The sequence below is a fragment of the Pseudomonas sp. Y39-6 genome (genome assembly GCF_023651955.1).
Lineage (GTDB): Bacteria > Pseudomonadota > Gammaproteobacteria > Pseudomonadales > Pseudomonadaceae > Aquipseudomonas > Aquipseudomonas veronii.
The window spans coordinates 3,397,007-3,418,157 of the sequence record NZ_CP069594.1; the positions used below are offsets into that span (position 1 = coordinate 3,397,007).

Below are 21,151 nucleotides of genomic sequence, written 5' to 3' on the forward strand. Positions count from 1 at the left end.
TGGCCTGCGCTTCTCGCGACTCGAATGACACGGTTCATAACCATCCCGAGGCGAGTGGCCATGCCTTGGGAATGGCGACACGCCCACCACTCCCGCTTGCAAGGAGCTTCACCCCCAGACTGCCGGGCTGCGGGTAGAGGCGACTGCTCAGGCTGAAGCTGCCGTTTTCGTCGAACACTTCAATGGACGAGCGATCGAGGAACACCCGCAGTGCCAGTTGCCCTTGTGTCGGGTCTATCGCCACGCTGCGCTGGCCGCTGACTTGCGCACCCGAGCGGCTGCGGTCAAGAACCAGGCGCTGCAACGCCGCATCGTAGTAGAGCAGGGTTTGTTCCTGGCCATCGTCGCTGCAACGCAAGGCGACTCCCAAGTGGCCGTCGGTGCAGCCGAGTAAATCCAGATGCACATGGATTTCCAGCATATCGCCACTCACTTGCGGCACCCAGCGGCTTCCCGACGCCTCCCACCACGCGGTAGCCGGCAGCAGCGTCCCGCGCAGTGCGGTGAGTTCCCGTGCCGGAAACATGCGCAGACGATCGGCACACAGTTCAAGTTCGCGTGGCAATCCGAGCATGCCGCTCCAGTGATGGGCCTGGCTTGGCATCGGGCTTTCCCACATGTCGAGCCAGGCCCAGACAAGACGCCGACCATCGGCGGCCACGAGGGTCTGCGCGGCGTAGAAATCGTGGCCGTTATCCAGCTCGATAAACGGCCCGCCGGTGAAGTGCCACGCGCTGTCGAGCCGGCCCACTCGATAACCCGTCTGGTATTTGTTCAGCCGTTCGTACCCTTGGGCAAGCATGCCTTGCGGGGAATACAGCAGCACGTCGCGTCCGTTCAGTCGAAACAGGTCCGGACACTCCCACATATAACCATCGCCGTCGCTGCCCGCGGCAATATAGTCAAGGAACTCCCAGGTGTGCAGATCGGTGGAGCGGTACAACGGAAGCAGCGGCCTGTCGCCCAGGCGTGCGCCGGCAATGAGGTACCAAGCGTCATCCTCCTTCCATACCTTGGGGTCGCGAAAATGCATGATGTTGTCTTGCGGCGCGGTCTCGATGACTGCGCCATGCTTGACGAAGCGGATGCCGTCGACACTGGTGGCCAGGCACTGGACTTGACGGATCGAGCGTTCGTCGCCCACTTCCCCAAGCCAAGTGTGCCCGGTATAGATCAGTGCCAAGGTATCCCCACACACCACTGCGCTACCGGAAAAACAACCGTCACGGTCGCACTCATCACCGGGCGCCAGCGCAATGGGCAGGTGCTGCCAATGAACCAGGTCGGCACTCTTGGCGTGCCCCCAATACATCGGGCCCCATTTCGCTTCAAATGGGTAATGTTGATAGAACACGTGATATTCGCCACGAAAGTACACGACCCCGTTCGGGTCGTTCATCCAGCCGGCCGGTGGCGCAATATGATAGCCGGGGCGATAGTCGTCGACGACGCGAGACGCACCGTCATGCAGTGCGCGCTGCGCAAGGTCAAGGGCTGAAGGCATTGGCTGGCTCAGGGTATTCAAGGACAAAGTCATAGGGCGCGTGCTCGGAATGAATGCAGAGCGACGTCATCGGGCAGGTGTTCGGCGGCGGCCGGATGGCGTTTCAAGGCGGTGCCGTCGGCGTCGAACAGGTGCAGGTTGTCAGTGTCCAGCTGCAGCTCGACCCGATCGCCCACCTGCCATCCGGCGTTGACCTCGCAACGGCAGATCAGGGGTTCGTCCTGACCCGATTCGAGGTGTACATAGGTTTCGCTGCCCAGGTATTCGACCCCGGTCACGACGACACCGTTGGCGCCCTCAGCCGCTTTGAGCGACAGGTGCTCCGGGCGAATCCCCAGGCTCAGCTGCGCGTCTGCCGGCAGGTTCGAGCTGTCGAAGGGCAGGGCAGTCATGCCCGCTACAGGGGTGTCGATCAGGCTGGTTTTGCCTGGGGCATGCAGGCGCGCCGGCATAAAGTTCATTCTGGGCGAGCCGAGAAAACCGGCGACAAAGCGGCTGGCCGGGCGTTCATAGAGTTCGCGCGGTGAGCCGACCTGTTCCACGCGGCCGCCGTTGAGCACGACAATTTTGTCGGCCAGGGTCATCGCTTCTACTTGGTCGTGGGTGACGTAGATCATGGTCGAGCCCAGTCGAGCATGCAGACGGGCGATTTCGTTGCGCATCTGCACCCGCAGGGATGCGTCCAGATTGGAAAGCGGCTCATCGAACAACAGAATGTCCGGCTCCCGCGCCATGGCTCTGCCCATGGCCACACGCTGACGCTGGCCTCCGGACAGTTCCTTTGGCTTGCGTTGCAGCAGTTTGTCCAGTTGCAGGATCTGCGCAGTTTTCAGCACGCGCTCGCGCAAGCTGCTCTTTTCCGTCTTGGCCAGTTTGAGACCGAAGCTGATGTTGTCGTAGACACTCATGTGCGGGTACAGCGCATACGACTGAAACACCATGCCGACGCCGCGCTCACGCGGTTCCAGGTCGTTGACCCGTCGTCCGTCGATCAGCAGGTCGCCGCCGCAGATCGAATCCAGCCCGGCGATCAGTCGCAGCAGGGTCGATTTTCCGCAGCCCGAAGGGCCAACGAACACCACGAACTCGCCCGCGGCAATCTCCAGGCTGACGTCGCGAAGAATCCGTGCGCCGCCCAATTGTTTGTTCACGTTGTCCAGTTTCAATTTGATCACGATGCTGTTCCTTGTATTTGTTGGGCATCAACCCTTTAACGCGCCGGCAGTGAGGCCGGATACGATTCGGCGCTGGAAGATCAGCACCAGAATCACCAATGGGACCGTGACCAGCACCGAAGCGGCCATCAACAGTCCCCACGGCAGCTCATGGGGGCTCCCGCCGGAAATCAAGGCAATGGCGACCGGTACCGTGCGTTGCGTGTCGGTGAGGGTGAAGGTCAGGGCGAACAGGAACTCGTTCCACGCTGCGATAAAGGCCAATAAGCCAGTGGTGACCAGGGCGGGCCAGAGCAGCGGCAACAACACCCGCGTCAGCGTGACCCACGGCGAAGCGCCATCCATGATTGCCGCCTCTTCCAGCTCATGGGGCAGTTGGCCCATGAATGTGGTCAGCACCCAGACGGTGAAGGGCAGGGTGAAAATCGTGTAGCTCAGGATCAACGCCCAGGACGTGTTGTACAGGCCCAGGGCGCGGATCACTTCGAACAGCCCCGACAGTACCGCGACCTGGGGAAACATCGAGACGCCAAGCACCATCATCAATACTGTGCCGCGCCCCCGGAACTTCACCCTGCCCAAGGCATAGGCGGCGGTCAGGCTGAGGAACAACGCCAGCGTCACGACGCACAGCGCAACCACCAGCGAGTTGCCGATAGCTTTCAGGAACGAGGGTTGATGGAGTACCGCCGCATAATTGGAGAAGTCGGGACGGTCGATCCAGTAGCTCACCTCGAACAAGGTGCTGGATGGCTTCAGCGACGTCACGATGGCGTAGTAGAAAGGGAAGACCGCATACAGCAGCAAAATTCCGATCAGGCACCAGAACCCGAGGCGCAACAGCGCTTTTTTGAGTAGACGCGGGCTCATGAGCGCACCTCCAGTTGACGGCGTCCGAGGTAGAGATACAGCAACGCAATCACCGCGACGACCAGGAACAGCAACGTCGACGCCGCGCTGCCATAGCCCACGTCCTGGAACTCCACCAGGTGCTGGCGCGCATAGACCGACATGCTCATGGTGCTCGACGAGTTCGAGGTCAGCACATAGATAACGTCGAATACCCGCAGCGAATCGAGGATGCGAAAGATCGCCGCCACCAGCAATGCAGGCATCAACAGTGGAAGCGTGACACGCCAGAACACGTGCAGCGGATGAATGCCATCGACCCTGGCGGCTTCGTAGCAATCGCTTGGCAACATCTGCAAGGCCGCCAGCATCAGCAGTGTGACAAAGGGCACGGTCTTCCAGACGTCGACGATGATGACGGCCCACATCGACAGACTTGCATCAGCCGTCCAGGCCAACGGCATGTCAATCAGGCCGAGGCTCAGCATCAGGTGATTGATGATGCCGAACTGGTCGTTGAGCATCCACGACCAGATTTTCGCCGAGACAATCGTAGGAATCGCCCAGGGAATCAGTATCAACGCACGCACCAGGGACCGGCCGGTGAACTTGATGTTCAGCAGCAATGCCACCAGCAGCCCGAGGACGATCTCCAGGCCCACCGACACCACGGTGAAATGCAGCGTGTTGCGCACCGCGTTCCACCATTGTGGATCGACCAGGATGCCCGACCAGCCGGAGCCGTTGTAGAACAGGTAATTGCTAAAGCCGACGAAGGTTGCGCCACGCGTGTCCGCCAGGTTGGCGTCGGTCAGGCTGAACCAGAATGTGCGCAATAGCGGCCAGGCCGCTACCAGGGCCAGGCACAGCAACATCGGTGTCAGAAACAGCCAGGCGGCGCGCAGGCGGCGGCGCTGTATGGGCGTCTCCCTGGCGAGCAGGGGCTCGTCACAGCAGGCGTGGGGAGTAGAGACAGACATGGTGATTTCCTTCCTTGTGGCTTACCAGTTCCGGCGTTTGATGCGCGTGAGTTCGCTTTCCAGCTCGGCAAGCGCCTGATCGACGGGCAACTCACCCGCCAACACGCCATGCACCCGATCGAAGAACGCATTGGAAACCCGTGGATAGCGCTCGGCAGTGACTGAGGCGGGGCGCATGACCCCGTCGTTGAGGATGCTGTGGAGCTGACGGTAGTAAGGCATTGCTGCGAGCAGTTCGGGGTCTTGATACAGCGCCTCGATCACCGGGTTATAGGCGCCTATCAGCGCACGCCGTTTTTGCTCTTGAGCGCTGGTCAGATAACTCACCAGCTCTGCGGCAAGCTTCGGATGGGCGCTGTAACGCGAAACCGCCAGACCCCACCCACCAAGGGTGGACGCGTGGCTGCCGGCGTTGCCGCCGCGGGGCAGGGGAGCGACGCCCACCTTGTCTTTGACGGCACTGTCCGGGCTTTGCACCAGGGCCCAGACATAAGGCCAGTTACGCATGAACAGCGCATTGCCCGACTGGAAGACACCACGTCCTTCTTCCTCGGTGTAATTGAGTACGCCACGCGGGGAGATGTCGCCGACCCAGCTTTTCGCCAGGGTCAAAGCCGCTCTCGAAGCCGGGCTGTTGACCACGATGTCGCCTTGCGGGGTGACCAGTCCGCCTTCCGGTTGGCTGCTGATCCACTCCAGTGCATTGCACGTCAGACCTTCGTAGGCGCGCCCCTGAAATATGTAGCCCCACACATTGGGGTTACCGGCGTTGCGTTCGGCCTGTTGAACTTCCTTGGCGGTAGCGGTCATTTCCTCCCACGTCTGGGGCACCGGCTTGTTGTACTTCTCGAGCCAGTCCTTGCGGTAATACAGCAGGCCCGAATCGGTGAACCACGGCATCGTCACCAGCCGTCCGTTCACCGTGGCGTTATCGATCTGGGCCTGGAAGTAGCCTTGGGTCGCGTCCGCCGCAAGCACCTCGCGCAGATCCATCAGGTGTTTGGCCAGCATTCCCGGCCACACCATGTCGATTTGAATGATGTCGATGTCGCTGGACTGCGCACTGAGGATCTGTTGGTAGAACGACAGCCTCTCGGTTGCCGAGTTAGGCGTGGAAACCACCTCGACGTTGTTGCCGGTCTGTTTCGACCATGCCTCGACAGCCTCCTTGCACAGTTGTAACTCGGCACCCACTGCACCGCACGAGATCGTCAGATCGGCTGCGTTCGAGACGCCAGGAAGCCCGGCACAGAGGGTAAGCAGCGCTGCGGGAAGGAGCGATTTCAGTTGTTTCATAAAGCCCTCTTTATTTTTGTTTTTAGAGAAGTTAACGTTAACACGCTCAATGTATCAGCGTATTTTCGATGAGGCATCCTTTTTTTTGCCGACTCTGGCAATTCACACCTCACGGAAAAACACGTCTGTCGCTGGGACAAAACAATAAAAACAAAACAGGGAAATCCACATGCAGAAAGCATCACAATGGCTGCTCGCAGGCGTGCTCAGCACCTCGGCGGCGACGTCCCAGGCCGCGACTCTGGAAGAACGCATGGCCGCGTTCGAAGCCCGTGCCAGCGCCGCCGAGAAACGTGCCGCCGCAGCCGAGCAGCAAACCCAGGCACTCGCCAGAGAATTGCAACAGATCAAACTCGCCACGCCGCCCTTGCAGCCCGCTGCCGCCACTGCGCAAGCAACGGCGGCACCGACGCTGGATACCCGGCTGGCAAAGCTCGAAGCCCGCCAAGAAAGCCTGGAAAAACCGGGCGGTACCGGACACCTCACAGACGGCTTCAGCTTCAAAGGCTATGCCCGCTCGGGATTGCTGATTGACCAGGGACTCGGCGGTGGCCGCGGCGGGCCGTATACGACACCGGCCGGCTCGGTCGGTGGCGCGGTTGGGCGCCTCGGTAACGAAGACGACACCTACATGCGTATAGACCTGTCGAAAGAGATCTATGCGCAGAACGGTACCCGCGCGAAATTCACGGTCTCCATCGCCGACGGCGTGGAAAGTTCCAATGACTGGACCGCCGAAGAAAGCAAGTTGAACGTGCGCCAGGTCTTCACGGAACTCGACCATCTCGCCGCGTTCAAGGGCAACTCAGTGTTCGAGAACGCGACCTTGTGGGCCGGTAAGCGATTTGATCGCGATAACTTCGATATCCACTGGATGGATTCGGACGTTGTCTATCTGGCCGGCACCGGGGGTGGCATTTACGATGTGCAGATGAACAAGAATTGGCGCTCGAATTACTCGTTGATCGGGCGTACCTACGGCGATTTCAGTCGAGACGGGGTTAATGCCGATGTGGAAAGCTACATCCTGACCTCCAACCAGTTCTTCGATAATGGTCAGTGGCAGTGGATGTTCAATGGCATTGGCGCCAAGAAAAACGATTTCGCCACCCGCACCAACGAAGCGGGGTTCAGGCCTGCGAATTCCGGTGTACACACCATGCTGGCCAACCACCAGAAAAACTTTTTCGGCAGGGAAGGCTTCTTCAAAACCGCGCTGCTCTATGGGCAAGGCCTGGGCGCGGAGGTCAAGAACGTCGGCTCGGACGGTGAGTTGATTGACGACGCCCGCGCTCTGCGTCTGGCACTGTATGGCGAGACGCCCATCGCGCCTGGTTGGCGCATCGGCCCGAGCTTGTTGGCCGAGCAGAGCAAGGATAGATACGTCAAGGGTGACGACTACCGCTGGATGACCCTCAACATGCGTTTGGCCAATGAAATCAACAGCAATTTTGAGATGGCCTACGAATTGAGCTGGCAAACCATGAACCTCGACCCGAAGGGCTATCTACAACGTAATGCAGTCGACGGTAACTTCTGGAAGTTCACTGTCGCGCCAACATTCAAGCTTGACGTTGGCGACCTTCTCACGCGGCCCGAGTTGCGAGTGTTCGCAAGCGTGATGAACTGGTCTTCCGATCTGGACAACTATGCGACCTCTGACGCCTTCGGCAAGACCGACTTCAAGGCCGGCGGTGTATGGCAATACGGGATACAGATGGAAACCTGGTTTTAATGCCTGGACGCGCCGGCCTACGCGTCTTCAGCGCGTCGGTCGGGTTGCGTCGCGCCCCTCTGTCGTCGGCCTCGGCGAAGCCCGGTTCATCGCACCGGATTGTTCAAGCTATTCACCATTTCCTTCAAGAGTAGAACGCGCCTCGGTTGTTATCGTTTATCCGTGCCTTAAGCATTGCCTGGCAGCAAGTAAGTAAAGGCAAATATAAACATAACAATATGAGGCTTCAAAATGAGTGCTCAATCTAAACTCGCCGCTGTGTCTGCCGAAAACGGCAAAGTCACGTACTTGGACGCAATGGTGATTGGTGCGGGGGTAGCTGGCCTCTACCAGTTGTATCGACTTCGTGAGATGGGCCTGACGGTCCGTGCCTACGATACGGCTTCCGGAGTGGGCGGCACATGGTATTGGAATCGTTACCCTGGTGCGCGGTTTGACTCTCAGGCAGAAATTTATCAGTACTGGTTCTCTGAAGAACTCTATAAGTCCTGGCAACCCACCGAGCGTTTCCCGGCTCAGCCCGAAACAGAGCAGTGGCTGAACTTCGTCGCCAATCGGCTCGACCTCAAGAAAGATATCCAGTTCAACACCCGCATCGCTGCCGCGCACTTCTGCGAAGAGAGCGGGCACTGGAGGGTGACAACCGAGGCCGGCGAAACGATCAATACGCAATATCTGATCTCTTGCTGCGGGATGCTGTCCGCTCCGCTGTCCGATCGGTTCCCCGGCCAAACCGACTTCAACGGTCAGATCTATCACACCGGCCTGTGGCCAAAAGACCCCGTGGACTTCAACGGCAAGCGCGTGGCCGTGGTAGGCACTGGCGCCACCGGTATTCAGGTGATCCAGACCATCGCTCCGGCGGTGGGATCGATGAAGGTCTTCGTGCGTACCCCGCAGTATGTGATTCCGATGAGGAACCCTAAGTACAGCAAAGAAGACTGGGAAAAGTGGGGCACCCAATTCCACCAGCTCAAGAAGCGCGTGCGAGAGACCTTTGCCGGTTTCGACTATGACTTCGACGCCGGCCCCTGGGCCGAGAAAACCCCCGACGAGCGACAAGCCGTGCTTGAACAACTCTGGGAGGATGGCTCTTTGGCCATGTGGCTGGCGTCGTTTCCCGAGATGTTCTTTGACGAACAGGTCAATGAAGTCGTGTCGGAGTTCGTGCGTATCAAGATGCGTGAGCGCCTGCAGTCGAGGCCTGATCTCTGCAACCTGCTGATCCCGACCGACTATGGCTTCGGCACCCATCGCGTACCGTTGGAAAGCAAGTACCTTGAAGTCTATCTGCAACCCAACGTCGAGGCGGTCGACTGCAAGCAGTCGCCGATCGAGCGCATTGTGCCTGAGGGGATCCAGACCGCGGATGGAAAGATTCACGAGGTAGACATCATCGTGCTGGCCGTGGGTTTCGATGCAGGTTCCGGCGCACTCAGCCGGATCGACATTCGAGGGCGCGATAACCGGTCGTTGAGGGAGCAGTGGAAACAAGAAATCCGTACATCGATGGGGCTGCAGATCCATGGCTACCCCAACCTGTTCACCACCGGTGCGCCGTTGGCACCGTCGGCTGCACTTTGCAACATGACCACTTGCCTGCAGCAGCAGGTGGACTGGATCACCGGATGCATTGAGTTTGCCATCCAGCACGGCAAACACGTCGTGGAAGCTTCCAAAGAGTTCGAGGACGACTGGGTACAGCATCACGACGAGACGGCGGCGAAGACCCTGGTCGTCAAAACCGACTCTTGGTACATGGGCTCCAACGTCGATGGAAAACCGCGCCGACTTGTATCGTATATCGGCGGCGTCGGTAACTATCATCGCCGCTGCGACGAAATAGCCGCACAGGGTTACCCAGGCTTTGAAATGGCTTGAGGTCGAACGACTGCTCATTGATTGCAGCTGTCACTCCGACTCTCTATTGCGCCGTGACAGCTCGATATTCGAGGTAACCTGAAATGAACAACTATTACTCCCAGGAACATCACGGTCCTTTTGAACTGATCAACATCGGAGCGCTTCAGCTTGAAGAAGGCTCGTGCATTCCTGAATGTCAGCTGGCCGTAGCCGTACATGGCACCCTGAACGCCGACAAGACTAACGCCATACTGGTTCCCACTTGGTATTCCGGCACAAGCAAGGCGATGGAGCAGATCTACATCGGCGAAGGGCGGGCGCTGGACCCTGCGAAATACTGCATCATCGTCGTCAACCAGATCGGTAACGGTCTTTCCAGCTCTGCGAGTAACACCGGCGGTTCATTGGCTGGCCCTGGGTTCCCGAATGTCAGAATTGGCGATGACGTCAGTGCCCAGCACACATTGCTCACCGAATACTTTGGCATCGAGAGCCTGGCGTTAGTGGTCGGGGGATCGATGGGCGCGCAGCAAACCTACGAGTGGGCCGTGCGCTATCCAGACTTTGTCAAACGCGCCGCAGCCATAGCGGGCACCGCGCGCAATAGCGAACATGACTTCCTGTTCAGCGAAATACTGATTGATGCGATAACCACCGATCCGGCCTTCCGGGCCGGCTTATACGGCTCATCGGCGGCAGTGGCGGCTGGGCTCAAGCGCCACGCGAAAGTTTGGACATTGATGGGCTGGAGTACCGCGTTCTTCCGCGCCGAGCGGCATAAGGCGCTGGGTTTCGAGTCGATGCAGGTATTCGTCGACAGCTTTATGACGAACTACTTTGCGGCAATGGACCCTAACAACCTCCTGACCATGGCCTGGAAATGGCAGCGGGGCGATGTCAGTCGAAACACGGGCGGTGATCTTGCGACGGCCCTGGGGCGAATCCGCGCGAAAACCTATGTCATGCCCATCTCACATGACCAGTTCTTTACCGTGGACGATTGTCTGTCGGAGCAGAAAATGATCCCGAACAGCGAGTTCAGGCCATTGCAATCAATCGACGGTCACCTCGGACTTTTTGGCACCGACACGCAAATGCTCAATCAACTGGACGCCCATCTGGCAGAGCTGCTTTCGTCCCCGACACATTGAAAAAAGCTTCAAAAAAAATAGCACAGGGCACCTGTGCTAGACCCAGAACAATTTTAAAAAAAACAGGGTTGAAGATGAACATAATAACAACAGCACATGCTTTGCGCGCGGCCAATACGCTCAAGTCGAGTTCTGCTGCTAGCGTCGGCTGCCTGAGGAAAAACAATACCCACTGCCGAATTATGCATGCGTTTCAGTTGGCGACTTTAATGCTTGGCCTACAACTTTCGATTGTGTGCCACGCACTGGATGTCGATCCTGGCGACTATACGCCAATGCCAGACGGCACACAGCTCGGGCTGCTGTATTTACAGCACGCAGAACGCCATGATTATTACGTGCGCGGCAATCAGTTAAGCGACAAATATAACCTGTACTCGGATGTCAGTATTCTGAGGGGGGTCAGCTATCAAGCGTTTGCAGGCGTCCTGACGAATATCCAACTGCTATTGCCTTTTGGCCACCTGTCGGCCGGTGGTGATATTAAAGGCATGGGCAGCGAAAGCGGAATGGGCGATCCGATTCTGGCCAATGCGGTCTGGATCCATCAGGACCCTTCAACAAACCGCGCATTGGCCTTCACTCAATATCTTTTTTTGCCAGTAGGCGACTACAACAAGAATAAAGAGTTGAATATTGGGGAAAACCGATGGAAGTATGTCTTGCAGGGCGGATACATGCACGGCATCGGTAGCCGCGTCATTCTGGATTTCGTCGCTGACGTGACTTTTTTCGGCGACAACGATCGTTATTCCTCCCGCGACCTGACGCTGAAGCAGGACCCGCAGTATCAGATGCAAGGATTCATCAGGTACATGTTCAGTGAGCGCGCGGCTATGCATGTCGGTTATTCCCGGCTATGGGGCGGGCAGAGGAAAGTTGACGGAACTGAACTGGAAGATGAAAGCCGTCAAGCAAAAATAATGCTGGGCGGGTCTTATTTTGTGACGCCGAAAACTCAGTTGCTTGCGACATTGGGGCGAGACCTTTCAGTTGAAAATGGCTTCAAGGAAGAGTCTCGCGTCAATCTTCGATTACTTTACGTATTCTAAGTCACTGAGCAACGCCGGCTACGCCAGGAAAATCAGTGAAGACATCACCAGGGCAGTGGCCTGGCAGGCGTCGCTCCGTTGCGAGAATCACTTCTCGCAGCCCCTTTACGGCCGCCCGGCGGTGGCCGTTTTTTTTGCGGGGCGGGAAACGTTCGCAACCCTCAACCCATGCAAATCATCTCGGTCACGCTTTATACCCATTTAATCCCTGTGTTCGGTTTTTTATAATCACTTAAGTCGCATAACGTTGGATATTTTTTTCGACACTGCTCATCCCGTGCTAGTATTCTGGTGAGCTGTAAATACTAATAAAAACAATACTCCACGGCCATCTCTCGAGTGCTTTCAACTTTGCGTAGGAGCGCAATAAGAGCCAGGGTGACGGCCCTCAAGTGAGACTTCAAGTATGCCGACCGTCATTACTCCAAAGGAACTTCTCAAGTGGGTGCCAGGCGTAGTTCTCAGCTCAAGCGAAGAACTCGGATGGAAAGATATGCAGCAACGCTCATATCGATATAAAGGTCAGGACGTCCTCATTCCACCCCTTGATCATTTCATGATCGTTTATTACTTTGGCGGCCGTACACCGATGGATCGCTGTGTGGATGAGGGCTGGACACGTACCGCTTGCGCGCCGGGCGATATTTCGCTGCTTACGATGTCACAGGACTCCCATTGGAACTGGACGCAAGACATTGATGTTTCTCATCTCTATCTTTCCAATGCGCTGATGTCTCGTGTGGCCATGGATGTTATGGAGCGTCCGATTGAAGAGGTGCGCCTGCATGATCTGCTCCGTACCCAAGACACGATCCTCACGGCTATTGTCGGCGCAATTACCAATGAAGTAAGAAGTCGTGGGATTGGTGGCGCATTGTATGTGGAAGCCTTGAGCATGCAGTTGGCCATTCACCTTCTACGGCATTACGCGAGTGTCACCTTTAAAGAGTCCAGTGCGCCTGGTCGGCTGTCGCAACAGCAAAAAAAATACTTGCTCGAGTTCATCGATGCTCATCTGGAAGAGTCCATACGCCTGGACGAAATGGCCGATGCCGTAGGGTTGGGCGTCTGGACGTTTTCCAGGAAATTCAGTGAATCGTTTGACTGTTCGCCACACACCTTTGTTACCGAGCAGCGCATCGAGCGGGCCAAGCGAATGCTGTACAGCGGCACACTGTCGATTAAGGAAATTGCCTATCATTGTGGGTTTTCAGATCAGGCGCATTTGACCCGCGTCCTGCGCAGCAAACTTGGCGTAACGCCTACACAACTAAGGAAAACAAACAACCTGGAATAGTGTTCTTACAACGATCGGAAAGTAATTTTCTGCTTCGCCGAACAACCATCGGCGAAGTCAAGCCATTGCCGGCCAACGGCTACCGGAAAGAAACATGGACCTTTTAGATATTCTATCCTCGGCCGTCGTAACCGTATTGGTGGTGGTACTGATCGCACTTAGACGCACGGACAGGAAAATCCCGATCGAAGACATCCCTCAGGAGCGTGCCAAGTGGGAAGAGAAGGTTCGCGGTAAGTCCCGGTCAGCCCTCACACGGCGCCCAATCGCACCCTCTATTCCAGAACCGTATGTGCCTCGCGAATCTGCAGCCGTCGCCGAGGCCCTATCGGAGCCAGGCGATAAAACATAACGCCGGTATCCTGCGACGGCGAGCAGCGCGTTAACCCGCTGAAATGGTCAGAACGTCTGGCCCATGGAAAACTGGAACACCTGTTTATCCGCGTTCTCCGGCGTGCGAATCGGATAAGCCAGGTTGACACTCAACGGCCCCAGCGGGCTGTACCAGGTCACGCCAACCCCCACCGAACTGGCCATCTGGCTCAGGTCCACACCACCGCAGCCTTGGGTGGTGCTGAGGTAACACTTGTCCGAATACACCGTGCCCACATCCCAGAACAAGGAGGTCCGCACGGATTTGTTGTCTTTGATGAACGGCACAGGGAACAAGTACTCCGTGCCCCCGGTAATCAGAATATTACCGCCCAGCGCCTCCGTAGTCCGGTCCGAGTAGTACGCTTGACCTGCGCTGGCATAGGTCCCGGTCGCCGGGGTATTGCGCGGGCCGAGCGTGCCGCTTTCAAAACCACGCACCGTGCCTTCGCCGCCGGCCGTATAGCTCTCATAGAACGGCAACCCGTCCGTGGAGCCATAACCGTTGCCGTAACCGAGCTTGGTATGGAAGCGCAGGGCGGTGGTATTGCTGACCGGCAGGAAGGTTTGCCCCGTATAGTCGATTTTGTAGAAACTCAGGTCACTGCCGGGCACCGTCACCGTCAGGTTGAGGTTCTGCGCGTGCCCGCGCGTGGCCAGTACGCCTTTGTTCAAGGTCGACTCCGACCAGCCTGCGCTGGCCTTGAAGTTGGTGAATTCCTTGCCTTCGCGCTCGATGAAATCGTAGATCTCGTCGGCGCTGTAGGTGCCCGGCTCGATGCTGTCGTGTTGTGCGGTCAGGCCGAACGTCAGGCGTGAAGTCTCGTTGATCGGGTAACCGAGGCTGGCACCCAGGCCAAAACTATTGATGGCGTAATAGGACACCCCGTCATCGTAGTATTTGTTGTAGTCGGTTTTGCTGTAGAACGCGTTGTAGCCCAAGCTAACCCCATCGGTGGTGAAGTAGGGGTCGGTGAAACCGATGTTGTACTTGCTCTGGTAGGACGAACGGGTCAGCCCCAGGCTGGCGTAATTGCCCGTGCCAAGAAAGTTGTTCTGGGTAATCGACCCGCCAAGGATCAGGCCCGAACTCTGGGCGAAGCCGACGCTGGCCGTGATCGAGCCGGAGGCTTGTTCTTCCACGGCGTAGTTCACATCCAGCTGGTCATCCAGCCCGGCCACGGCCGGCGTCTCGACGTTCACTTCCTTGAAGAACCCCAGGCGTTCCAGGCGCACCTTGGATTGGTCGATCAGGTAGGTCGACGCCCAGCCGCCTTCCATCTGCCGCATTTCGCGACGCAACACTTTGTCGTCGGTCTTGGTATTGCCTCGGAAGTTGATGCGATTGACGTAAGCCCGCTTGCCGGGGTCGATGCTGAAAGTGATGTCTACCGTGTGGTCTTCTTCATGCACCTGAGGCGTACCGTTGACGTTGGCGAACGTATAGCCTTCGTTGCCCAGGCGGCGGGTGATCAGTTCCGAGGTGGTGGTCATCAACTTGCGCGAAAACACCTGGCCCTTTTGCACCAGCAATAATGACTGGACCTGCTCTTGCGGGACTTTCAGCTCGCCGCTCAGCTTGACTTCACGCACCGTGTATTTCTGGCCTTCCTGGATGTTCACGGTGATATAGACGTGCTTTTTATCCGGGGTCATGGAGACCTGGGTCGAGGTGATATCCATGTTGATATAGCCACGGTCCAGGTAATAGGAGCGCAGCCGTTCGAGGTCGCCGGAGAGTTTCTCCCGTGCGTATTTATCGTCGTTCTTGAAAAATGACAGCCAGTTGCTGGTCTTGAGCGTGAATTGGTCGATCAACGCGTCGTCGGGGAACACGGTATTGCCCACCACGTTGATGTGCTGGATCGACGCCACTTCGCCTTCATCGATCTTGATCTTCAGGCCGACCCGATTGCGCGGCTGGGCCACGACCTCGGTGTCGACCGAGGCCGAGTAACGGCCCTGGGCAACGTATTGACGCTGCAACTCGTTGCGCACGCCCTCAAGGGTGGCGCGCTGGAATATCTCGCCTTCGGCAAGGCCCGATTGCTTCATGCCTTTCATCAAATCTTCGGTGGAGATCGCCTTGTTGCCCTCGAACTCGATGCTGGCAACCGAAGGACGCTCGACGACATTGATAATCAGCACATCACCTTCGCGACTCAGCTGGATATCCTGGAAGAACCCGGTCTTGAACAACGCGCGAGTGGAATCCACCAGGCGCCGGTCATCCGCTTCGTCGCCGACGTTCAGCGGCAATGCGCCGAATACGCTGCCCGCCGAGACGCGTTGCAGGCCATTGATTCGAATATCCGAGATTTTGAAGCCTTGGGCGAGTGCCAGTGAGGTATTGAGCAGCAGCGCAACCGAGCAGAGCAGGCGCGAAAAATTCATCAAGATCTTTTCCAGAACACATCGACAAGCAGCGCCGGCGTGCTGGGTTCACTCGCCGACCGGTGAACAGCCAGCATAAGAGTGCGCGGCGTTTGGTGCGGTTAACCGAATGTCAAGTTAGGTAAAGGTGGGCCTGATAACCTGCGCAAAGGCTGATAATGGACAACCCCACACTGACGAGCCCACGATGATCTGCGTACTGTTGGTCGACGACGACCAGGAATTGACGGAAATGCTCAGCCAATACTTGGCGCGCGAAGGTTTTGAGGCCACGGCCGTGCATACGGGCGAGGAGGGCGAGGTCGAAGCGCTGTCGGGGCGCTACAGCATTGTGGTGCTGGACGTCATGCTGCCCCAGCGTTCGGGTATCGAGGTGCTGCGGCGCATCCGCGCGGTCAGCCAAGTGCCCGTGGTGCTGCTGACCGCCCGCGGCGACAACATCGACCGCATCACGGGCCTGGAACTCGGCGCCGACGATTACGTGCCCAAGCCCAGCTCCCCGGGCGAGCTGGTGGCACGGTTGCGCGCGATCATGCGCAGGGTGCAGCCAGTGGGCCAGCCGCTCACCGAAGTGATCAAGACCGGCGCGCTGGTGTTGTGGCCCGGCAAGCGCCAGGCCCTATGGAGCGGTGTCGAGCTGGGCCTGACCAGCACCGAATTCAGCCTGCTCGAAGAACTGGCCCGCAACGCCGGCCAAGTGGTGAGTAAAAAGGACCTGTCCCTCAACGCCCTGGGCTGCCCGCTGACCCGCTACGACCGGCGCATCGACGTACATATCAGCAGCATCCGGCAGAAGTTGGGGCCGCGCCTGGACACCAAGGCCTGGATCCAGAGCGTGCGCGGCCTTGGCTACCTGTTGATCGCCGAATGACCCGGCCCAGCCTGCTGTTCTGGAAACTGTTCCTGGCCTTCTGGCTGGCGACCACCCTGACGTTTCTGGTCGGGATCGGCGTGCTTGAACTGAGCCGTTTTCGCCCGAGCGACCCGTATGTGGAAGCCATTCTGGCAGCGGAAACCGGGCTGCTCGAACGCGTCGGTGTCGACGCGGCAGGCCAGCTCCTCACGGTCTGGGAACGTCCGCCGGATGAGAACATCGGCGTCTATGACAGCAACGGTCACTTGCTCGTGGGGTCGCCCGTTGAACAACCGGCCTATGAACGAGCGGTCACCAGCAAGGAAGGCCTGGCGCTTTCGATCAGGTCCACCCACGCCCCCGGCAACGTCCCCGGCAGGCCCTGGCACCAGATCCCGTTGCTCATCGGCACGTTGATGAGTGCGCTGTTCAGCGGCTACATGGCGTACTACCTGGCCTGGCCGCTGGCCTACCTGCGTCGGGCGATGAGCGATGTGGCCCAAGGACGCTTCGAAACCCGGGTCAAACCCGCCATGGGCAAGCGCCGCGATGAAATTGTCGACCTGGCCGAAGACTGCGACCGCATGGCCAACCAGCTCAAAGTGCTGGTGCAAGCCCAGCAGCATCTGCTGCACGACATCTCCCATGAATTGCGCTCGCCGCTGACGCGCATGCAAGCGGCCATCGGCCTGTTGCGCCAAGACCCTGCACGCATGGAAATGCTCGAACGCATCGAGCATGAATCCGAACGCATGGACACCCTGATCGAAGCGCTGCTGACCCTGGCTCGCCTGCAGGGCCGGCCCGAAAGCATCGAGCGCGAACCCGTGGACATCATCGAGTTGCTGGCGATGATTGTCGAAGATGCGCAGTTCGAAGCCGGCATCAAAGGCTGCCGCGTACACCTACAGGCTTGCCCGCCGTTTATCGCCTGTGTCAGCGGTGAGCTGCTGTACCGCTGCTTCGAGAACGTGATCCGCAACGCCGTGCGCTACACGCGGCCGGACACCACGGTGCTGGTTTCAGCGCGCATCAATCCCGACGCGAGCCGCCTCACTGTGGCGATCAGCGACCACGGGCCGGGCGTCGACAACGATCGATTGCACAGCATCTTCCAACCGTTCGAGCGTGGCGCGGGGGATACCAGCGTCGGCTTTGGCCTGGGCTTGGCCATCGCCGCGCGGGCAGTACAGATGCACGGCGGCAGCATCGTGGCTCGCAATGAGTCAGGCGGTGGGCTGACCGTTGAGGTCAACCTGCACAACGCGCGATCTTTACACGACATTACATTGGCTTGACCGCCCTGTACGTCGCCGCTCATTAGACTTGTCGCCATTGTTTGAGCGGAGGTGGCGATGTTTCAGGTGCATAAAAAGGGCTTTGTGCCCGGCAGGAAAATGGTCGATGGTCTGGTCCCGTATGACTTCTTTTGTGAAGACAGCCCGACGATCAATATCTTCGTGTTTACCGGCGCCGCCACCCCCGACGCAACCGTCGAGGAGCAGACGCTGTGGGGCTTCACCCGCCTGGAGCGGTTCGAGGCGATGACCAACGCGCTGGTGAGCAACAAGAAACACGCCGGCTGGTTTCAAAGCGTGAATGTGCTGACCGGGCCCAACCAGAACGGCACGCAAAGCGTGAAATTCCAGCGCGTGCTGAAAATCATCAAACACGCCAGCAGCACGCAAAAAGTCGATTATGAGATTCTGACCGACGAAGGCGACACCTACTTCACCCGGCAAACCGTTGCGGCGAACAGCGCGCAAACCGTCATCTATTCGGCGGAGTCGTCCGCTCGTAGCGCGTGATTATCTCACGGGCCTGGCGGGCGTGAGGCGCGCCTGTTCGTCCAGTTACGCGTGTTACCTCTGCCACATATGCGTCTGCCCAAGACACCTTGCTTTTTTTGCGCTATCGATCACCTTTCGGTCCCCCATCAAGCGCTACAAAAAGCGTGGGCAGTACTGGGGCAGAGGACTTCAACAACATTGACGTTAACAAGCACCTGAAGAAGAAAACATGCACGCCGCCTGGCCCCCATTGATGAACTGAAGCTCGCAGTAGACGCTGCCGTTATGCGCTGACGCATACGACTGTGACTCTGCTTCATGCTGCTTTCAAAAAAGGAGTGGCGGCTCTGCTTCGTCCGTGGTTTTTCGACGCTTTGGCGCGAAGAAGCGGAAGTTTGCTGTTTTTCGTCTCGGGTATTGATATGCACCTTTTTAACGCTTTGATGGCTCGTGCCATCCCTTTGATTCCGCGCGCAATTATCCAAAAAATCTCCCGCCGCTACATTGCTGGTGCCACGCTAGGCGAAGCCCTGGCGCGGGTTCAACAGTTAAACGCGCAAGGTTTCTGTGTGACTCTCGACGTGTGTGCGAATCAAATTCGGCCCTGGGCTCTTGGCCGCTCGAATTGGTTGTTCGCAGGCTCGCTGCGCAGTGGCAAACGTGCGGCTGCAATCGCGAGTTTGATCCAGTCGGTACGGCTCAGCGGGCATGATCCGTATGCTTACTTGAAGGATGTTCTTACACGCCTGCCGACGCAGCGTGGGAGTGAGATTACCAAACTGCTACCGCGCAGATGGGCGCCCGTTTAATCAAGCAAGGTGTGTTCGGCGGGCGCTTGTTTTGCAGGTTCCCTGCGCAGCGGAAAACCAGCAGCAGCGATCATTAATTTATACAGATTGCGACCTAGAATGGTAATGATCGTATGTTTACCTGAAGGACGTTCAGGCGCCCACCTACACAGCCGGCGAGTGAAATCAATCAATTGCCGCCACATAAGTGGGACCTCTTTAATCACACAAGGCATGTTCGTACCAAGACTTGTTAGCCGGCAATTAAAACCTGTTGAAGGAGCTAGATATTGAAGTGGATAGTTTTGGCGGTATTGACCTGGATCAGCACACTTTTGTATGCGGACGCTGCTCCGAATGAGACCAGACAATCGACCAGTGCGGCTGTTACAGCCTGCAAAGCAATAAGTAAACTGCTGAAGCCTTCCTTTTCAAGAACTCAAGCGCATTTCCTCGACTCGGAAGAAATTTTCGCAATATTAGTGCGAGGCATTAAGCCCCCTCCATCCATGAAGGATCAATCTGGCGCGGAGTTATGCTTGTACTATTCATACACAAAACGCGCTCGCCTGGCTGATTGGGATGAGATGGCCACATCCAAAAAATGGCCAAGGCGAATCAAGGCGCCCACAGACTTATGATAGATGGTGCATACCTCCGCTTAAAATACGCGAACACCATCGCCATTAATTCTGGAGTTCACAAGATGTGTTTCCGAAACGCTTACGGATTTACGGCGCCTAATACGGCAAGAAAAAGCAGTACCTGTGATGAGGGGCCGTGCCCATAGACAACAATTGGGCCGAAAACCAAATCAGGCCATGGGCTCTTGGGCGCAAGAGCTGGCTCTTCGCAGGGTCTTTACGCCGTGGCAAACGGGCGGCAGCGATCATGAGCTTGATCCAGTCGGCGCGGCTCAACGGGCATGACCCGTATGCTTATCTCAAAGATGTGCTGACGCGGCTGCCGACGCAGCGGGCAAGTGAGATTACCGAGTTGCTGCCGCATAAATGGGCGCCCGTTCAACCGCCCAAAGTATGTTGGGCAGGTGCGGACAGCGCTGGTACTGGGGTTGCCGGAGCAGCGGGTCGGCTCATCGCTAATGTGACGAGACGTACATAGATGGCGTGGACGGCGCAGGCAGTGCGTAGGTCGCCTTCATCCATTCGATCTCTGCCTGGGGCGTGCGCCCAAAGAAACGTTTGAATTCGCGGCTGAATTGCGAGGCGCTTTCGTAGCCTACATTGAACGCCGCCGTCGAAGCGGTCATAGCGTTGCGTAGCATCAGTAATCGCGCCTGGTGCAAGCGCGTCGACTTCAGGTATTGCATCGGCGACGAGTCCGTCACGCTGCGAAAGTGCAGATGAAAATTGGGCACGCTCATGCTCGCTTCTTGGGCAAGGGACACCACATCCAGGCGCTCCTGGTAGCAACTATGGATCTTGCGGATCGCACGAGTGACCTTACCAAAGTGACCCTGGCGATTGAGCGCGGCGCGCATCGAGCCACCTTGCTCGCCGGTTAGGATGCGGTAGTAGATCTCCCGCACCAGCGACGGCCCAAGTATTTGCGCTTCGCCCGGACTGCTCATCGCCTCAAGAAAGCGTAGCGTCGAGGCGCGCAGCAAATCGTCCATTGGCGAGGCATACATGCCCTTGGGCTGGGCATCACTTGGCCCGAGAGCTTCATCCATTTGCAGTATCAACTCGCTGGCCATTTGTAAGTCGAGGCGCATGTAGACCGCCAGCATTGGCTGCGCCTCGCTGGCATCGGTCTCCATGGTGAAAGGAACTGGGACGGACACCACTAGATAGTGCTGGGCGTCATAAACGTATACGTCATCGCCCAGATAGCCACGTTTGCGCCCTTGGCACAGGATCACGATACCCGGGTCATACAGCACCGGAGTGCGAGTCAGTGGCCGATTCGAACGCAAAAAGCGGATATCCTCTAGCGTGCTGAGGTTGTAGCCCTCGACCGGCGCGAGGGTTTCCATCAAATGCACCATGCGCGAGGTGCGTGAGTCGGCCCGATTCATTGATGTCCCCTCTG

At 57.8% G+C, this 21,151-nt stretch carries 16 protein-coding genes and 2 pseudogenes; 10 read left to right on the plus strand and 8 right to left on the minus strand.

Going from position 1 to position 21,151, the window contains the following annotated elements:
- Positions 1-34: 34 nt before the first annotated feature.
- The 5 genes from JN756_RS15435 to JN756_RS15455 are packed head-to-tail and all read right to left on the minus strand — an operon-like array spanning position 35 to position 5,804.
- Positions 35-1,537: a glycoside hydrolase family 32 protein gene (locus JN756_RS15435; protein WP_201022244.1), complete on the minus strand. Its 1,503-nt coding sequence runs from the start codon at positions 1,535-1,537 to the stop codon at positions 35-37.
- The gene (locus tag JN756_RS15440) at positions 1,534-2,679 is read right to left on the minus strand and encodes an ABC transporter ATP-binding protein (RefSeq protein WP_108524081.1); all 1,146 of its coding nucleotides are present in this window, start codon (positions 2,677-2,679) and stop codon (positions 1,534-1,536) included. The genes JN756_RS15435 and JN756_RS15440 overlap by 4 nt, the downstream gene beginning before the upstream one ends.
- Before the next feature lie 27 nt (positions 2,680-2,706).
- The gene (locus JN756_RS15445) at positions 2,707-3,549 is read right to left on the minus strand and encodes a carbohydrate ABC transporter permease (protein ID WP_046383410.1); all 843 of its coding nucleotides are present in this window, start codon (positions 3,547-3,549) and stop codon (positions 2,707-2,709) included.
- On the minus strand, positions 3,546-4,508 hold the full coding sequence (locus JN756_RS15450) for a carbohydrate ABC transporter permease (RefSeq protein ID WP_201022245.1): 963 nt from the start codon (positions 4,506-4,508) through the stop codon (positions 3,546-3,548). The genes JN756_RS15445 and JN756_RS15450 overlap by 4 nt, the downstream gene beginning before the upstream one ends.
- Before the next feature lie 21 nt (positions 4,509-4,529).
- Positions 4,530-5,804: an ABC transporter substrate-binding protein gene (locus tag JN756_RS15455; RefSeq protein ID WP_201022246.1), complete on the minus strand. Its 1,275-nt coding sequence runs from the start codon at positions 5,802-5,804 to the stop codon at positions 4,530-4,532.
- Between the two features lie 169 nt (positions 5,805-5,973).
- Here JN756_RS15455 and JN756_RS15460 point away from each other — a divergent pair, with 169 nt between their 5' ends.
- The 5 genes from JN756_RS15460 to JN756_RS15480 all read left to right on the plus strand — a co-directional run bounded on the left by JN756_RS15460 (position 5,974) and on the right by JN756_RS15480 (position 12,902).
- Positions 5,974-7,539 (plus strand): carbohydrate porin, encoded by a 1,566-nt coding sequence (locus JN756_RS15460; RefSeq protein WP_046383413.1) that lies wholly within the window; start codon positions 5,974-5,976, stop codon positions 7,537-7,539.
- Between the two features lie 231 nt (positions 7,540-7,770).
- Positions 7,771-9,420 (plus strand): flavin-containing monooxygenase, encoded by a 1,650-nt coding sequence (locus JN756_RS15465; RefSeq protein WP_108524083.1) that lies wholly within the window; start codon positions 7,771-7,773, stop codon positions 9,418-9,420.
- Between the two features lie 83 nt (positions 9,421-9,503).
- Positions 9,504-10,553, plus strand: a complete 1,050-nt coding sequence (locus tag JN756_RS15470; RefSeq protein ID WP_108524084.1) for an alpha/beta fold hydrolase — start codon at positions 9,504-9,506, stop codon at positions 10,551-10,553.
- Positions 10,554-10,627: 74 nt separating this feature from the next.
- Complete coding sequence (locus JN756_RS15475; RefSeq protein ID WP_236255117.1) at positions 10,628-11,605, plus strand: transporter; 978 nt, start codon at positions 10,628-10,630, stop codon at positions 11,603-11,605.
- A 406-nt stretch (positions 11,606-12,011) separates the two neighbouring features.
- Positions 12,012-12,902 carry a helix-turn-helix domain-containing protein gene (locus tag JN756_RS15480; RefSeq protein WP_046383417.1) on the plus strand — a complete coding sequence of 297 codons (891 nt, stop codon included), beginning with the start codon at positions 12,012-12,014 and terminating at the stop codon, positions 12,900-12,902.
- 399 nt (positions 12,903-13,301) lie between these two features.
- On the opposite strand, the gene bamA is transcribed toward JN756_RS15480, so the two are convergent.
- Positions 13,302-15,668 (minus strand): outer membrane protein assembly factor BamA, encoded by a 2,367-nt coding sequence (gene bamA, locus JN756_RS15485; protein ID WP_079443785.1) that lies wholly within the window; start codon positions 15,666-15,668, stop codon positions 13,302-13,304.
- Positions 15,669-15,855: 187 nt separating this feature from the next.
- On the opposite strand from bamA, the gene JN756_RS15490 reads away from it, so the two are divergent.
- From JN756_RS15490 to JN756_RS15505, 4 genes and pseudogenes are all read left to right on the plus strand, one after another.
- Positions 15,856-16,539 carry a response regulator transcription factor gene (locus tag JN756_RS15490; RefSeq protein ID WP_046383420.1) on the plus strand — a complete coding sequence of 228 codons (684 nt, stop codon included), beginning with the start codon at positions 15,856-15,858 and terminating at the stop codon, positions 16,537-16,539.
- On the plus strand, positions 16,536-17,819 hold the full coding sequence (locus JN756_RS15495; protein ID WP_201022247.1) for a HAMP domain-containing sensor histidine kinase: 1,284 nt from the start codon (positions 16,536-16,538) through the stop codon (positions 17,817-17,819). Before JN756_RS15490 ends, JN756_RS15495 begins: the two co-directional genes overlap by 4 nt.
- A gap of 57 nt (positions 17,820-17,876) precedes the next feature.
- A complete protein-coding gene (locus JN756_RS15500; protein WP_046383422.1) occupies positions 17,877-18,329 on the plus strand; it encodes a hypothetical protein in 453 nt (150 codons plus the stop codon).
- Between the two features lie 572 nt (positions 18,330-18,901).
- Positions 18,902-19,120 (plus strand): annotated as a pseudogene (locus JN756_RS15505) (transposase domain-containing protein); the annotation flags it as partial.
- Here the strand turns inward: JN756_RS15505 and JN756_RS32420 are convergent.
- Positions 19,117-19,305, minus strand: a complete 189-nt coding sequence (locus tag JN756_RS32420; RefSeq protein WP_158244792.1) for a hypothetical protein — start codon at positions 19,303-19,305, stop codon at positions 19,117-19,119. The pseudogene JN756_RS15505 and the gene JN756_RS32420 sit on opposite strands and share 4 nt — an antisense overlap.
- A 568-nt stretch (positions 19,306-19,873) precedes the next feature.
- Between JN756_RS32420 and JN756_RS15515 the strand changes: the two are divergent.
- A pseudogene (locus JN756_RS15515) lies at positions 19,874-20,122 on the plus strand (transposase domain-containing protein); the annotation flags it as partial.
- Between the two features lie 76 nt (positions 20,123-20,198).
- Here JN756_RS15515 and JN756_RS15520 read toward each other — a convergent pair.
- Positions 20,199-21,137, minus strand: a complete 939-nt coding sequence (locus JN756_RS15520) for an AraC family transcriptional regulator (protein WP_046383423.1) — start codon at positions 21,135-21,137, stop codon at positions 20,199-20,201.
- Between the last annotated feature and the right edge of the window lie 14 nt (positions 21,138-21,151).